Source organism: Sphingopyxis sp. GW821-FHT12F08 (assembly GCF_058806755.1).
On the sequence record NZ_JBXAQA010000002.1, the window covers coordinates 105325 to 120026 of the forward strand.

14 protein-coding genes are annotated in these 14702 nt (G+C 66.3%); all 14 read right to left on the reverse strand.

The window, feature by feature from the left end:
• Positions 1–183: 183 nt before the first annotated feature.
• The gene (locus tag AC1RNQ_RS05505; RefSeq protein ID WP_493169569.1) at positions 184–675 is read right to left on the reverse strand and encodes a MarR family transcriptional regulator; all 492 of its coding nucleotides are present in this window, start codon (positions 673–675) and stop codon (positions 184–186) included.
• A 23-nt stretch (positions 676–698) separates the two neighbouring features.
• Positions 699–1118: a hypothetical protein gene (locus AC1RNQ_RS05510; RefSeq protein WP_493169570.1), complete on the reverse strand. Its 420-nt coding sequence runs from the start codon at positions 1116–1118 to the stop codon at positions 699–701.
• A 27-nt stretch (positions 1119–1145) separates the two neighbouring features.
• Complete coding sequence (locus AC1RNQ_RS05515) at positions 1146–1523, reverse strand: hypothetical protein (RefSeq protein WP_493169572.1); 378 nt, start codon at positions 1521–1523, stop codon at positions 1146–1148.
• A 59-nt stretch (positions 1524–1582) separates the two neighbouring features.
• Positions 1583–2077, reverse strand: coding sequence for a response regulator transcription factor (locus tag AC1RNQ_RS05520; RefSeq protein ID WP_493169573.1), 495 nt, complete (start codon positions 2075–2077; stop codon positions 1583–1585).
• Positions 2078–2247: 170 nt separating this feature from the next.
• On the reverse strand, positions 2248–3213 hold the full coding sequence (locus AC1RNQ_RS05525) for an ROK family protein (RefSeq protein ID WP_493169574.1): 966 nt from the start codon (positions 3211–3213) through the stop codon (positions 2248–2250).
• On the reverse strand, positions 3213–3920 hold the full coding sequence (locus tag AC1RNQ_RS05530) for a FadR/GntR family transcriptional regulator (protein WP_493169575.1): 708 nt from the start codon (positions 3918–3920) through the stop codon (positions 3213–3215). Before AC1RNQ_RS05530 ends, AC1RNQ_RS05525 begins: the two co-directional genes overlap by 1 nt.
• Positions 3917–4672: a helix-turn-helix transcriptional regulator gene (locus AC1RNQ_RS05535; protein WP_493169577.1), complete on the reverse strand. Its 756-nt coding sequence runs from the start codon at positions 4670–4672 to the stop codon at positions 3917–3919. The genes AC1RNQ_RS05530 and AC1RNQ_RS05535 overlap by 4 nt, the downstream gene beginning before the upstream one ends.
• A gap of 95 nt (positions 4673–4767) precedes the next feature.
• Positions 4768–5448, reverse strand: a complete 681-nt coding sequence (locus tag AC1RNQ_RS05540) for a TetR/AcrR family transcriptional regulator (RefSeq protein ID WP_493170587.1) — start codon at positions 5446–5448, stop codon at positions 4768–4770.
• A 49-nt stretch (positions 5449–5497) separates the two neighbouring features.
• Complete coding sequence (locus tag AC1RNQ_RS05545; protein ID WP_493169579.1) at positions 5498–7084, reverse strand: AMP-binding protein; 1587 nt, start codon at positions 7082–7084, stop codon at positions 5498–5500.
• Positions 7081–8706 (reverse strand): carboxylesterase/lipase family protein, encoded by a 1626-nt coding sequence (locus tag AC1RNQ_RS05550; RefSeq protein ID WP_493169581.1) that lies wholly within the window; start codon positions 8704–8706, stop codon positions 7081–7083. Before AC1RNQ_RS05550 ends, AC1RNQ_RS05545 begins: the two co-directional genes overlap by 4 nt.
• Entirely contained in the window at positions 8703–10001 is a 1299-nt protein-coding gene (locus AC1RNQ_RS05555; RefSeq protein WP_493169582.1) for a spinster family MFS transporter, read from the reverse strand. Before AC1RNQ_RS05555 ends, AC1RNQ_RS05550 begins: the two co-directional genes overlap by 4 nt.
• A 2-nt stretch (positions 10002–10003) precedes the next feature.
• Positions 10004–12304, reverse strand: coding sequence for a TonB-dependent receptor (locus AC1RNQ_RS05560; protein WP_493169584.1), 2301 nt, complete (start codon positions 12302–12304; stop codon positions 10004–10006).
• A 333-nt stretch (positions 12305–12637) separates the two neighbouring features.
• Complete coding sequence (locus AC1RNQ_RS05565; RefSeq protein WP_493169586.1) at positions 12638–14350, reverse strand: cation acetate symporter; 1713 nt, start codon at positions 14348–14350, stop codon at positions 12638–12640.
• On the reverse strand, positions 14347–14685 hold the full coding sequence (locus tag AC1RNQ_RS05570) for a DUF485 domain-containing protein (RefSeq protein ID WP_493169587.1): 339 nt from the start codon (positions 14683–14685) through the stop codon (positions 14347–14349). The genes AC1RNQ_RS05565 and AC1RNQ_RS05570 overlap by 4 nt, the downstream gene beginning before the upstream one ends.
• Positions 14686–14702 lie beyond the last annotated feature (17 nt).

The following is a 14702-nucleotide window of genomic DNA, read 5'->3' on the forward strand; positions in this document are numbered from 1 at the left end:
CCTCCCCTTGGCGCAGCCATGGGGAGGGGGACCGCCGCCGCAGGCGGTGGTGGAGGGGTCTGGCCTTGCCCCGACGCCTGACGGCGTCGCCCCCTCCGTCAGCCCTGCGGGCTGCCACCTCCCCATCGCTGCGCGTGGGGAGGATCTTCAGGTCCGCTCCCGCCCGCTACCTTCGTTTCGCGATCACATCGCGTACCGCTGCCGGCCGCTCCATGCCTGCCCCATTTTCTCGAAATAGCGCGTCATGCTGTCGACGCCATTGTCGGTGAGCCGCACGATCGAGCGGCGGCGGTCGCGTTCGTCGATATAGCGTTCGGCGAGGTCGAGCTGTTCGAGCAGCGCGATCATCCTGAGCCCCGATGACAGCGGCACCCCCGCGCCGGTCGCGAGGTCGCTGGCGCTGAGTTCGCGCCCGTTGGTCTTGGCAAGCATCAGGTCGAGCAGCATGTCCCAAGTCGGCCCGGTCAGCTGAGCGCTGCCGAAGTGCGACTTGCGCGTGCGGCGCATCTGCAGGCTGAAGTTAAGCTGCTCGATCAGGCCCGGGACCGGCGCGTCGATACGGCCCTGCTGCGACGCGTCCGGCGCGTGCACACCAGCCCCCGTCCCCAGCATCTCCTGTATCTGGTCGATCCGCGATTTGATTTCCGCAATTTCAACATTCGAAAATTGCTGCATGACTGGGACCCCTGGGGGCGCCGCTACGCGGTCGCCCTCACGTCACCCTTTCCTTTCGTCGAACCCGCCGCGTACATGATCACGAACAGGATCGGGTAGGACACATATATCGAAAGCAGCGAATAGGGGCGCGCCAATATCTCCGAAAACATCAGCTTCTGAAGATGTCCGAAAATCGCAATCAATTGCCAGCCGGTGATCCAATAGGGCCAAAACCGCTCTGTTTTGAAGGCGATGTACCAGAAACTTCCCAAGACGATGAGGTCGATGACGAAGATATTGATTTCGATATTCGTCCATTCCGGAACGGGTGACACCAATGTGGAGCAGACCGAGGCGATCAGCGCAGTGTATGCCGCCCACCGTTCCAAGGGGCCGCCGCGCCTCATCGCGACGGCCACCGTGGTCAGCAAAACAGCGTAATAGATCGCAACGGCCCACATGTGGCGCTCTTCAACCCTTCGCGGTCATCACGAAGCCTTGGCCAGCGGCATCTCGACGATTTCGGCAGCGACCTGGTCGTTGCTGCCCTCGTCGAGCGTCGCGCTGGCGGGCTTCACGCCGGCGCCGAACATGCGGGTGCCGAGGCCGACCTGCTTCTGGGTCACGGTGAGCGCGAGGTGCGCGTCGGTGAGCAGCTGGCGGACTTCGCCGGCGGCGGCGAGCGCATGCGCGACCTTGGCCATCGCTTCCTGGCCGACGATCGCCGACATATTGGTGTCGCGGCGTACGGTGGGCAGCGTCACGGCAAGGTTGGCGATGCGGATCATCGCCTCGTCGATGGCGTCTTCGGCCTGGTGCAGCTCGGAGGCGATCCTTTTCGCGCCGGAAAGTCGTTGGTTCAGCATTTTCTTGGTCCTTGAAAGAGAATGCTACCGGTTCCCCCCCGCAGCATTCGGATCGAACGTCAGGTCAACCGACCAAGTCCGACAAGGATCGAGTAGAGAGCGGAGAAGGCCAAAATCGTCACGAAGGCGATCAAGATTGGCCAGACAATCCTTTCCAACAACCCATGCCGATTGACCGGCTGGGACTTGGTCGGGAATGGCAGTCCGATGTTCAGGACCTGCCAAGGCGACCGTTGCCCCGGCTCGCCATCGGCGGCTGCGGGGTCCTCCGAAAGGTAAAGCGATTGATATGTCAAAGGCTGATAAGGGGTAACATCGTCGAAGACACCGTTACGAGCCAATATCGTTGCGGCCTCAACACGATTGGAAACATTGAGTTTTTTTAGCGCACGCCGGACGCGCTCATCGACCGTGTGCGGCGACACGTTCATCAGCCGGGCGATTTCCTTGGAATTTTTATGCTCGAAAACATGCCGCAACGTTTCGATTTGCGCGGCAGACAGGAGACTGAGGTAATTATCAGGATCGCCTTGCACGGATCGGGAATAGTACATCGCGAGTCGAAATCAAGCTGACTAACTAGGTGCAACGGGTCGCACGCGCCGCGATCGCCGCTGCGACCGCGCGGCGACGCCGCCCGCCTCTTCCAACCCTGCATAATATGTCTTCATGCCAGTCTCCGCTCGTTGCGACCCGATCGGCGGAAGCCGATGTAATTATGCTCTCAACCCCGTGAATCACGAAGGGCGACCGAACGCAAGCCCGTTCTGACACCGGGTGTCCCGCTTCGCGCCGCTTCCGCGGCCAGTAAAATGGCTCCGAGCGGGCCCGCATCGGCGCCCAGCGACGGGGGCACGACGATGGTCGACAGGATATCAACGTCATAGTCGGGGATATAGTTTCGCAAATTTGTCGCCGCGATGACGGTCGCGCGTTTCACCAGCGCCGGCTGGCCGAGCGCGATGCCGCCGCCGACGACGATACGGTCGGGCGACAGCGTCAGCATGATCGCGATGAACAGTTCGGCCAAGTCCGACGCGACAGCTTCCCAGTCTGCATCGCCCTCCGCAACCGTCGCGGGATCGCGCCCGAAGCGTGCCCACAGCGCGGGGCCGCTCACCAGCCCTTCGACGCAGTCGGCGTGGAAGGGACAGGCGCCCGCGAAAGCGTCGCCCTCGGCGCGGCGCAGGCGAAGATGCCCGAGTTCGGGGTGGAGTCGGCCGTGTACCGGCCGGCCATCGACGATCACCCCGCCGCCGACCCCGGTGCCCAGCGTCAGATAGACGATCGTGCCGCAGCCGCGCCCCGCCCCCAGCGCCGCTTCGGCGATCCCCGCGCCATTGACGTCGGTATCGAGCCCGATCGGGCACCCGAAGCGCGCCGCGAAGGGCTGCGCGATCGCCGCGCCCGTCCATCCGGGCTTGGTCGTCTCGAGGATATGACCATGGTCTGCCGCGCCGCTGTCGACGCGCACGGGACCGAAACTCGCGATCCCGATCGCGGCCAGCGCCGCCTCGGCATCCCAGTGCGCCAGCGCATCGAGCACGCGGCCCAGCGTTTCGGCGGGGTCGGTGGTTGCGAACTGCTGCCGCGCGACCATCGCGCCGCCGTTGGCCAAGGTGACGATCACCTTGGTACCGCCGAGTTCGACCCCGGCGAAACGGCCGGCCGGCAGCGCCGCGCCGGTCATCAACCCGCGTCCCGCAGCCGCTCGCCGATCGAATTGGCGAAATGCTGTTCCATCGCGACCCGCGCGCGCGCGGGCTCGCGCGCGGCGATCGCGTCGGCGACCTCGCGGTGGAGCGTCAGCGTTTCCTCGCGTTCCTCCGCCGTCGTGCGCTCCTGCCACGCGCGCGGGATGGCGAGCGCCATCAGTTCCTCGAACGAGCGCACGATCTGGTAGAAGAGCGGATTGCCGCTCGCGGCGGCGATCGTCTGGTGAAACTCGGTGTCGGCGGCGGTGCGCGCCGCCTCGTCATGGTCGACCGTCAGCCCGTGCGCCGCGGTCAGGATCGCGCGCGCCTGCTCCTCGGTCCGGTTCAGGGCGGCCAGTTCGGCGGTGCGCAACTCGAGCGTGCGGCGCACGTCCCACACATCGGCCAGGCTGACCTGCGCGGTGTTGACCGCGTGGCCCATCGACGCCGCCATCACCGACCCGTCGATCGCCCCGACGCGCGGGCGGCGGCCATTGCCGACGTCGACGAGCCGCAGCGCGGCGAGCGCGCCGAACGCCTCGCGCATCACCGGGCGGCTGACCCCCATCTGCGCCGCGAAGCTCCCCTCGCCCGGCAGCGTGTCGCCGACCTTCAGGTCGTTGGTCCGGATATGGTCGCGCACGAACTCCATCGCGCGCTCGACCAGCGACCCGCCCGCGGCGGCGTCGAGCAGCGCGCTCATGCCGCCACCCCGACGCGGCGCATCGCGGTCGGCGCCATGCCGAAGCGGCGCGAGAAGGCGCGCGTGAAGCTGGCGTTGTTGAGATAGCCGCAGCGATAGCCGATGCTCGCCACCGGCAGGTCGCTCGCCGCGAGCATCTGCCGCGCCTGACGCAGCCGCCGCTCGCTCAGCGCCTCGGCGACGGTGCAATGATAGAGCTCGCGAAAGCCGCGCGTCAGCTTGTCGCGGTTGATGCCGCAGCTCTTCGCGATATCGTCGAGCGTCAATTTCTCGTGCCAGCGCTCGTCGACGATACGCCGCGCCGCGGCGATGCGCGCGATGTCGCTTTCGCAAAGGCTCGGCTGGCCGTCGACGGCGACGAGACGCCCGGCGCGAAGCGCGGCGAAGAATTGGCAGAGCAATTCGATCGAGCGCGCGAGACGCAGCATGTCGATCGCGGGCCCGTCGCCGTCGGGCGCGAGGATCGACTGGCCGAGCGCGCGCAAATCGGAAGGCAGATACCAGCGCGCGTCGGGATCGGGCAATTCGCCGAACAGGCGGCGGCACACGCTGCGCGACACCGCGAAGACGAGCAGATGATCCGCGGCGGCGCTTTCGAGGTCGCGGAAGGCCAGCGTGCTCACCACCGGTTCCTGGATCCCGCCGAAGCCGAGGATCAGCGCATCGGGCGGCAGCAGGCGGCGGTCGCAGCCCCCCTGCCCGACATAAGTCGTCATCTCGTGCGAAACGATAACCGGATGCTTGGTGGCCATGGCTTTTCTCCCACGGCCGCCGTACACCTGTCTTACAGCTTAAACAAGACCTGTCTGACAGGTTTGGGGCGGCTGACGGTCCGTGGCGCGGGCGCCTATTTCGCCTTGCCGCAGATCTGCAGGAAGCCCGCCGCCATGAACGACGCCATGCGCGCCTTGATCGCCCCGAAATCCTCGGACTTGCAGATGCCGCCCGACAATTTGTCGATGCGCCCGGTGCGCGCGAGGGTGACCATCAGCGCGCCGGTGACGAAATGATAGCCCCAGAAGATGTCGCGCTCGGCGCAGTCGGGCAGCGCCTTCTTTAAGAGGTCGATCAGCCGCAGCACGACGGGGTCGAAATGGCTGTCCATCAGCTCGGCGCCCCATTCGGGGGTGTTCGCGACGAGCGCGCCGAGCGCGCCATAATTCTTCCACCCCTCGCCGCCGTGGATATAGAGGTCGAGGTCGGTGTCGAGGAAGGCGTGGAGCGCGCCCTCGACCGTCGGCTTGCCGCCGGACGCCTTTTCATAATCGTCGAGCGCCTGCATCCGCCGTTCGCTGGTCACCACCGCGCGGCGCGCGAAGACCGCGTCGAACAGGCTCTTCTTGTCCTCGAAATAATAATTGAGCAGCGTGTGATGCACGCCGACGCGCTTCGCGACATCCTTCAGCGTGACGCCGTGCAGCCCGTGCTTCGAGAAGAGATATTCGGCCTCGTCGAGAATCTGCTCCATCGTCTCGGCGCGCTGTTCGGCCTTGGTCGAACGCCGCCGCGTTTTCGCCTGATCCGCCACTGGTCCCAAATCCGATCCCCGTTCTTCGCCGCCGCGCGGCGATGCTCTTTCAATACGCTCCATAGTCGTTCCGCAGCCGAATCTTATCGATTTTTCCTGTCGGCGCCAGCGGCATGGTGTCGAGCCGCACCACCGCATCGGGAATCCACCACGGCGCCACGCGCCCGTTCAGCGGCGCGAGCAGCGCCGCGTCGTCGATCGCCGCGCCGCCGCGCATCTCGACCAGCAGCACCGGGCGCTCGCCCCATTTGGCGTCCTGCCGGCCGATCACCGCCGCGAGCGACACCTGTGGCAGCGCACCCACCACCGCCTCGATCTCGGCGGGATTGATCCATTCGCCGCCCGACTTGATCAGATCCTTGGCGCGGCCGGTGATGATCAGGTTGCCGCGCGCGTCGATGCGCGCGAGATCGCCGGTCGCGAACCAGCCCTCGGCATCGGTCGCGGGCGCCGCTTCGCCGAAATAGCGATCGACCACCGACGCGCCGCGCACATGGAGATGCCCCTCGCCCCCGCGCTGTTCGGCCAGCGGTATGCCGCCCGCGTCGGTCAGCCGCAGGTCGACGCCGATCGCCGGCCGTCCCGAAACAGCGGCGCTGCGCAAAGGATCGTCCGGCGGCGCGATGACGCCCAGCGGCGACAATTCGGTCATCCCCCAGCTCGTCTGAACGGCGACGCCGAGCCGGCTCTCGAGCCGCTCCATCAGCGCCGGCGCCATCGGCGCGCCGCCGACGATGAGGCGTTTGAGCGTCGGCAATTCGCCCCCTACTGCCTCGAGATGCTCGACCAGCCCGAGCCACACCGTCGGCACCCCGACCGCGATCGTCACGCCCTCGGCGGCGATCAGCCGCGCGAGGCTCGCGCCGTCGGCCTGCCGCCCCGGCAGCACCAGCCTGCCACCGACCGCGGGCAGCGCGAAGGGCAGCCCCCAGGCATTGGCGTGGAACATCGGCACCACCGCGAGCACCGCGTCGCGGCTGGTGAAGGCCATGACGTCGGCCTGCAAACAGCGCAACGTATGGAGGAAGCTGCCGCGATGCGTATAGGTCACGCCCTTGGGGGCGCCGGTCGTGCCCGAGGTGAAGCAGAGGCCCGCCGGCGCACTCTCGGCGAAATCGCCCCAGACCGCACCGCGCGGCGCGCCGGCGATCAGGCTTTCGAGGTCGGCGACGGGCACGCTCGCGCCGCCGCCGTCGACCGCCGTGCCATCGATCACCAGCAGCCGCTCGATCCCCGGCGCACGCTCGGCGATCAGCTTCGCCAGCGGCAACAGGTCGGCGCTCGCGACAAGGATCTTCGCGCCCGACTGCACCGCCATCGACGCGAGCTGCGGCCCGGTGAGGCGCGGGTTGAGCGTGTGGCACACCGCGCCGATGCCCATCACCGCATACCAGAGCTCGACATGCGCCGCGCTGTTCCACGCCAGCGTCGCGACGCGGTCGCCCGGCGCGATCCCAAAGGCGCCGAGCAGCGACGAGATCGCCAGACTACGCTCGCGCAGCATCGCATAGGTGACGCGTGCCACGCTGCCGTCGTCGCGCGCCGTCACCACTTCGGCCTCGCCATGCCAGCGCGCGGCATGGTCGATGAAGCGGTTCAGCGTCAGCGGATAATCCTGCATGCTGCCATCGATCATGGGCAATCGGCGCCCTTGGCCAGTATCGGCGAGAGGATACCGGTGTTCCAGTTCCATGCCACATTGCCCGCGGCGCGGCGGCGGCACATCGCCGCCTCGTGCAGCGCATACATGCGGGGCATCAGCCGCGCGCCCGGGCGCGGGATATCGGCGAAGGCGAGGAAAGCGGCCTCCTGGCCATAGGGCTTCCACACCGCCTGCCCCGCCGCCTCGGGCTTGCCGGTCTTGGCAAACGACACCCAATAATCACCCATCGCGGCCGCGAAACGCTTTTCGGCAACCGTGTCGGGGATTTTCGGCCAATAGGGCGGCGTGTCGGTCGCGGTGCCGAACACGTAGGGGATTTCGGCGGCATGAAAGCCGTGCAGCCCCGTCTCGCTCGCCGCGGGATAGCCATGGTCGAAGAGGTAGAGATAGGCGTTCTGCCCGAGCGCGCTTTGCTTGACCGCGAGCCGCTCCGACGTCCAGCCATAGAGCGCGTCGCGCGTCGTCGCGAGCACCGCTTCGCCGAGATCCTTGGCGGGATAGAGCTCCAGCCAGCCGTCGGCGAGGTCGCCGTAACGTTCGCGGATTGCGCCTTCATAGGCCGCGGCATTGGCGGGCGGCGGCGGCGCGAGAATGCGCAGCGAGCGGATCTCGCCGATATTGAACCCCGCAATCATCGGCACCGGCGCCTGCTCGCCGCGATCGAAGCTGTCGACCAGCTGGCGCGGCAGGACCTTGCCGTCGACGGTACCCCAAGGGAAATAGCCCGCCTTGAGCGCGCCGTCGTTGAGAGCGGTCGCGTCCATCGCGCGCAGCCCCGCCAGGTCGGCGGCGCCAAGCGCGGCGGCGACTTTCGCCCCCATCGTCTCGGCTGGCACCTCGCCGTGCCGCGCATCGCGGAGCGACGGGGTCGAGATCATATAGGCGCTGTGCGCGATCGCCTTGTGGAACAACCCGCGCGCCTTGGGCGCGGTCATCAGGTACATCACGCTCAATGCGCCCGCGGACTCGCCCGCGATCGTGACATTGCCCGCATCGCCGCCGAAGGCGCCGATATTGGCCTTCACCCATTTCAGCGCCGCGATCTGGTCGAGCAGGCCGTAATTGCCCGACACGCCGTCGGGCGATTCCTTGCTGAGCTCAGGGTGCGCCAGATAGCCGAGCGCGCCGAGGCGGTAATTGATCGACACGATCACCGCGCCACGCGCCGCGAGCTTCGCACCGTCGTACATGCCCTCATGGCTGTAGCCGTTGGTCAGCGCGCCGCCGTGGATCCACACGATCACCGGCGCGTCCTTCGCGGCCTCGGGCGCCCAGATGTTGAGCGTGAGACAGTCTTCGGAAACCTTGGCGGGTGGGTTGGTGTAGATGCCGATCGCGGTCGGACGCGGTTGGATGCACGCGGCGCCGACGCCCTGCGCCTTGCGCACGCCTTGCCATGCCGGCAGCGCCATCGGCGGTTTCCAGCGTAGCGGGCCCACAGGCGGCTGGGCGAAGGGAATGCCCTTGAACACGCGCAGCTTGCCGATGCTCTTGCCCTCGACCGCCCCCGCCGGGGCCTCGACCACCGGCGCGGCGGCCATGGCGGGCGTTGCGACGAGCATGGCGGCGGCGAATAGCGAGCTTATCTTTTTCATGCCAAAGCCTCCTCGCGGCGCAGGCGCCGTGCGAGCCAGAGAAAGAGGCCGATCGCGACCAGATAGAAGGGCGTCAGCGTGTAGAGCGCCGTCTGCAACCCATGCAGGTCGCCCTGCGCCTTGAACCAGTCGCTCGCGAAGCCGACCCATGTCGGTCCGAGTCCCAGCCCGATGAAGTTCATGATCAGCAGCAGCAGGGCTCCCGACAGCACACGCTGGTTCGGCTTCACTTCTTCCTGCACCAGCGCGACCGAGGCCGAGAGGTAGAAATAGTTGAACACCATCACCACGGTCAGCAGCGCAAGCGCGAGCGGCCAGCCCGGCGCCCGTACGAACGCCAGGTAAAAGGGCATAGCGACGACCAGCGACAGCGCCGGCGCGATGGCATATCCGGCGCGCGATTTGCGCACCATCTTGTCGATCACGCGGCCCGACACAATCATCCCGCCGCCCATACCGATCAGCAGCACCAGCGCATACCAGATCGCGACCTCGCCCAGTTCCATGCCCTTTTCGCGCATCAGGAACAGCACCGCGAAATTGCCGAGGCCATAGGTCACGAACTGCGTCGCGCCCCCGCCCAATGCTGCGAGCATCAATATCGGGTGCGACAGGAACATGCGCACCGTCGGCCAGAAGTCGGCTTTGTCGTCCGAAGGCGCGCCGGAAACCGCAGCTGCGACATCGGTCGCGCCGCGCGCGGGCTCGCGCACCGTCAGCCACACGACCAGCGCGGTGACGATCCCGATCGCGCCGACCGCGATGAAGGGGATGCGCCAGCCGAATTTCTCGGCGATCGCCGCGCCGAACGCCACCCCGGCCGCGGCGCCGATCGCGGGGCCGAGGTTGAAGATGCCGAGCGCCGCCGCGCGCTTGCCCGGCGGATAGGTGTCGGTGATGATCGCATAGGAGGGCGGCACGCCCCCCGCCTCGCCGAACCCCACGACCATCCGCGCGACCGCGAGCTGGGTGTAGTTCGCGGCCATGCCGCATGCGATGGTCGCGCCGCTCCACACCGCGCAGGCGACCGACAGCACGCCGACGCGGCTCGTCCGGTCGGCGAACCAGCCGACCGGGATCGCGATGAAGCAATAGAACATTGCGAAATAGAGTCCGCTGATCAGCCCCAGCTGGCCGTCGCTGATCTGGAGCGCGTCCTGGATCGGCTTCGCGAGGATCGACAGCAGCTGCCGGTCGAGGAAGTTCAGCACATAGACGAAGCAGAGCATGCCCAGCACGAAGCCGGGCCGCGCGGCCGGCCGGGTGGCGAAGGGCGGGAGAGTGCCGGTCGCCACGATTAGAGGCTGTAACCGAGACGGATGCCGAAGGTGCGCGGCCGCATCGTGCCGAAGCGGCTGACGAGGAAGGCCTCGGGGTGGATGTAGGTGATCGAATGATCGTCGAAGAGATTTTCGACATAGAGCTGCCCCGACAGGTCACCTTTCTTCAGCCCGAGGCTGAGGTTGACGTTGCTGTAGGCGTCGGTCTTGCCGAAGGTCGACAGCGGCTGGTTGGGCCGCCCCGGGGTGTTCGGGAAGCTGCTGTTGTACGACCCGATATGCTGCGCATTGACCGCCAGCATCGCGTCGACGTCGGACCCGATCTTGAAATTATAGGACATATAGGCCGACCCCTGGATCCGCGGCGCCGACAGCCGGTGCCCGAGCACCGCGCCCGAAATCGCCGCCTCGGCGGGCGACAGCTTGGTGATCTTGCTATCGTTATAGGCGCCGTTGAAGCCGATCGACACCCCGGTCGCGGGGATCACGGCGACCTCGAACTCGAACCCCTTGCTGCGCGCCGCGCCGATGTTGGTCGCAAACTGCACGGAGTCCGACACGCGGTTTGCCTGCGCCTGGATATTGCTCCAGTCGATCAGGTAGAAGGCGGTGTTGATCGACACGCGCCCGCCGAGCCAGCGGCCCTTGGCGCCCACTTCATAGCTCTTCAAACTGTCCGACGTCGCGCCGAACGGAATGATGATGTCGTTCGGATCGACAAGGCTCGGCGCGCCCGCGCGCGCGTTGACGATCGGGGCGCGGAAACCGGTCGAAAAGGTCGCATAGGTGGTGAGGCTGTCGCTCGGCTTGAAGGTCGCGCTGGCCTTCCACGACGGTTTCGATCCCTTGGCCTTGATGCCTTCCGCCGCCGCATAGGGGGTGAAGGTCGTGAAGGTCGTCGGAATGCCGAACAGCGCATAGGTATAATAGTTGAAACCGGCTGCCGTGGCGAGATAGCCCCCCGCCTCGGTGAAGCTCTGCGCCGAGGTTTCGCCATAGCGCAGGCCGCCGGTCAGCCAGAATTTGTCCGAGAAGCGATAGGTCAGCTCGCCGAAGCCCGCGAGTTCGGTGCTCTTCGAATGGGTATAGAGCTTCTGGAAATATTTGTCGGGCAGCCCGGTCAGCCCGCGCGCCGCGAGGAAAGCGAGGTTCGAGCGATAGAAGAAATCGACGTCGCGGCGGCGGTTCAGGTAAAAGCCGCCAAGCACGAACTCGAACGGACCGTCGAGCGTCGAGGCGAGCCGCGTTTCCTGCACGAACACCTTGTCATAGCCGTCGGCGTCGAGCCCGAAAGCGATCGGCGCGCCGGGGAAGGACCCCGGCGCAAAGGTGCCCGCGAGGTCGACGTAGAAACGCTGGTCGAAATCCGAATAGGTCGACGAGCTGGTGAGCTTGGCGAAGTCGAACTCATAGTCGATCGTCGCATTGGCGATCGCCTGCTTGCCGGTAAAGCGGTCGGGCTCGTCCGAGACGCGCTTGTTGCGGCCCAGCGACGGGCTGGTCAGCGAGCTGTCCTTGGGATTGCTATATTCGTACGAGCCGAGCAGCTTGACCGACAGCCGGTCGGTGGGTTTCCACTGCAGGATCAGCCGCCCGCCATAGTCGATCAGCGTGTTCGAATTTTTCACACCGGTCCCGACATTGTCGAGATAGCCTTCCTCGTCGCGGTAGAAACCGACCGCGCGCACCGCGAGGCGGTCCTCGACCAGCGGTATGTTGACCATGGCATTATAGCGCTGGCGAAAGCTGTCCGACCCGGTCAGCCCGAAATCGACGAGCGCCGCAGTGTCGAAATCATTGAGGTCGGGACTCTTCTGCAGGATGCGCATCGCACCCGACAGCGAACCCGACCCGAACAAGGTCCCCTGCGGCCCGCGCAGGAATTCGACGCGCTCGACGTCGAACAAATTCGGGTCGACGACGGTGGTGTTGCCGATCGTCGAAACCGGCAGTTCGTCGATATAGATGGCGACCGAGCTTTGCAGGTTGGCGTTATAGCCGTTGGTCGCGATGCCGCGCGCGGTGAAATTGTTGAAGTTCGCGGTCGGCCTGTTGAGCACGACTCCCGGCGTCTCGCGCCCGATGCCTTCATAACCGACGATGCCCTTCTCGGTCAGCTCGTCCTGCGAATAGGCCGAGATGCTGAGCGGTACGTCCTGGATGCGCTCGGCGCGGCGCGTCGCGGTGACGATGATCGATCCGTCGTCGTCGTCGCTTTCGGCCTGCGGCGCGGCGCTCCCCGCTTCCTGGGCCATGGCCGAAGCCGGAATGGTGAACAGCGCGCCCGCACATACGGACGCCAACATCATTGCCCTCATCACGCTCTCCCATGCTGCGCCGATCGGATGTCGGCATCGCGGGGTTTATGCCCATGGTTCGGGAGCGAGTCAATATTCACTCTCATGAGTGTGAATATTATGCACAAAAGCCGTTTGCGAGTGAAGTTAGCCGGAAATCAGCCGTGAAACGGGGTTAACGGGGCCGCGCTCCATCGCTGCACGACCGAGCTGGACGCCAGGATTGCCGCGCGGATTCGGCTTGGAGACTATCCCGATAAAATAGAACCATAGCCCTGAGCCTGTCGAAGGGCGCTTATCCGAGAAGCGCCCTTCGACAGGCTCAGGGCTACGGTGATGATCGACCCATGGGTTCTAGTGGTCCGACGCCCCCGCCGCGCCGATCCCGGTCTCGGCGCGGACGCGCTGCGCCGGATAGCCCGCCCGGTCGACCGCCGCACGCCCGCTCTTGTCGGCGAGCGAGATGAGCCAAATCGTCAGGAAGGCCGCGGACATCGAGAAGATCGTCGGCGAGCTGTACGGGAAAGGCGCGCCCTCATATCCCAGCACCGCCTCCCAGATCGCCGGCGACAGGATCGTCAACACCAGCGCCAGCACCACGCCCACGAAGCCGCCGATCACCACGCCGCGCGTCGTGCAGCCTTTCCACAACAGCGACATCACCAGCACCGGGAAATTGCCCGACGCCGCGAGCGCGAAGGCCAGGCTGACCATGAAGGCGACATTCTGCTTCTCGAAAGCGATGCCGAGGATGATCGCGATCAAAGCGAGCACCGGCACCGTGTAGCGCGAGACCTTGAGCTCGTCGGCCGAGTTGGCCTCCCCCTTCTTCACCACCGACGCATAGATGTCGTGCGACACCGCCGAAGCGCCCGACAGGGTCAGCCCCGCGACCACCGCGAGGATCGTCGCGAAGGCGACCGCGCTGACGATGCCGAGGAAGATGTCGCCGCCGATCGCCGTCGCGAGGTGGATCGCCGCCATATTGCCCCCGCCTCTCAGCGTCCCGTCGGGCATGAGATAATCGGGGTTCGACGCGACGAAGGTGATCGCGCCGAAACCGATGATGAAGGTCAGGATATAGAAATAGCCGATCCAGCCGGTCGCCCACAGCACCGACTTGCGCGCTTCCTTCGCGTCGGGAACGGTGAAGAAGCGCATCAATATGTGCGGCAGCCCGGCGGTCCCGAACATCAGCGCCATGCCGAAGCTGATCGCCGACAACGGGTCCTTGATGAACCCGCCGGGGCCCATGATCGACAGGCCCTTCGCCGCGGCTTCCTCGGGCGCCGCGCCGGTCGACACGGCGATGCCGGTCTTGATCTCGACCGCTTTCGCGAACAGCGCCTCGGGCGAGAAGCCGAAGTTCCACAGCACCGCGAACGCCATGAAGCTGGCGCAGCCGAGCAGCATCACGGCTTTGATGATCTGGACCCAGGTCGTCGCGACCATGCCGCCGAACAGCACGTAACAGGTCATCAGCGCACCGACGATCAGCACCGCGTAGCTGTAAGGCAGCCCGAACAGCAATTTGATCAGCTGCCCTGCGCCGACCATCTGCGCGATCAGGTAGAAGAGCACGACCGCGAGCGTGCTGAACGCCGCGAACAGCCGCACCGGCGTCTGCGCGAAGCGGAAGCTCGCGACGTCGGCGAAGGTATAGCGGCCGAGGTTGCGCAGCCGCTCGGCGAGCAGGAAGAGCAGGATCGGCCAGCCGACGAGAAAACCCGTCGAATAGATCAGCCCGTCATAGCCGTCGGCGAAAATCTGCGCCGAAATGCCGAGGAACGAGGCCGCCGACATATAGTCGCCGGCGATCGCCAGCCCGTTCTGGAAGCCGGTGATGCCGCCGCCCGCGGTGTAGAAATCGGACGCGCTGCGCACCCGCCCCGCCGCCCAGCGCGTGATGCCGAGCGTCGCGAGCACGAAGGCCGAGAACATCAGGATCGCGGGCCAGTTCGCCGCCTGCTGCTCGGTCTGGCCGGTGAGCGCATCGGCGGCGGCGACCGCGGGCCAGCCGAGCGCGAGCAGGATCGGCGCGGCGCGGGTGATCGGCAAGCGGCTCATGCGCCATAATCCTTGCGCAAAGCGTCGAGGTCGCGGTCGAAGACCTTGTTCGCGCGGCGGACATAGAGGGCGGTCAGCACGATCCCCGCGACGATCACCCCGAGCCCGAGCGGAATGCCGAGCGAGGTGACGCCCGACCCGAGCGGGCGCGCGAGGATTTGCGGCTCGAAAGCGATCAGCAGGATATAGCCGAAATAGATGACGAGCATCAGGATGGTCAGGCGCCAGCCGAAGCGCGACCGCGTCGTCACCAGCCGCTGATAGCGTTCGTCCTGTTCGATACCCTGCGTCGCGGCGGCGGCTTGTGCCCCCTGCCCCTCTCGCTGCTGTTCCAAAGCATGTCTCCCGCTTG

Coding starts and splice junctions, on each gene's coding strand:
- AC1RNQ_RS05545 (WP_493169579.1), bottom strand. CDS start 7,084: ATGATCGATGGCAGCATGCAGGATTATCCGCTGACGCTGAACCGCTTC.
- AC1RNQ_RS05525 (WP_493169574.1), bottom strand. CDS start 3,213: ATGACCGGCGCGGCGCTGCCGGCCGGCCGTTTCGCCGGGGTCGAACTC.
- AC1RNQ_RS05510 (WP_493169570.1), bottom strand. CDS start 1,118: ATGTGGGCCGTTGCGATCTATTACGCTGTTTTGCTGACCACGGTGGCC.
- AC1RNQ_RS05550 (WP_493169581.1), bottom strand. CDS start 8,706: ATGAAAAAGATAAGCTCGCTATTCGCCGCCGCCATGCTCGTCGCAACG.
- AC1RNQ_RS05515 (WP_493169572.1), bottom strand. CDS start 1,523: ATGCTGAACCAACGACTTTCCGGCGCGAAAAGGATCGCCTCCGAGCTG.
- AC1RNQ_RS05505 (WP_493169569.1), bottom strand. CDS start 675: ATGCAGCAATTTTCGAATGTTGAAATTGCGGAAATCAAATCGCGGATC.
- AC1RNQ_RS05530 (WP_493169575.1), bottom strand. CDS start 3,920: ATGAGCGCGCTGCTCGACGCCGCCGCGGGCGGGTCGCTGGTCGAGCGC.
- AC1RNQ_RS05565 (WP_493169586.1), bottom strand. CDS start 14,350: ATGAGCCGCTTGCCGATCACCCGCGCCGCGCCGATCCTGCTCGCGCTC.
- AC1RNQ_RS05535 (WP_493169577.1), bottom strand. CDS start 4,672: ATGGCCACCAAGCATCCGGTTATCGTTTCGCACGAGATGACGACTTAT.
- AC1RNQ_RS05520 (WP_493169573.1), bottom strand. CDS start 2,077: ATGTACTATTCCCGATCCGTGCAAGGCGATCCTGATAATTACCTCAGT.
- AC1RNQ_RS05560 (WP_493169584.1), bottom strand. CDS start 12,304: ATGAGGGCAATGATGTTGGCGTCCGTATGTGCGGGCGCGCTGTTCACC.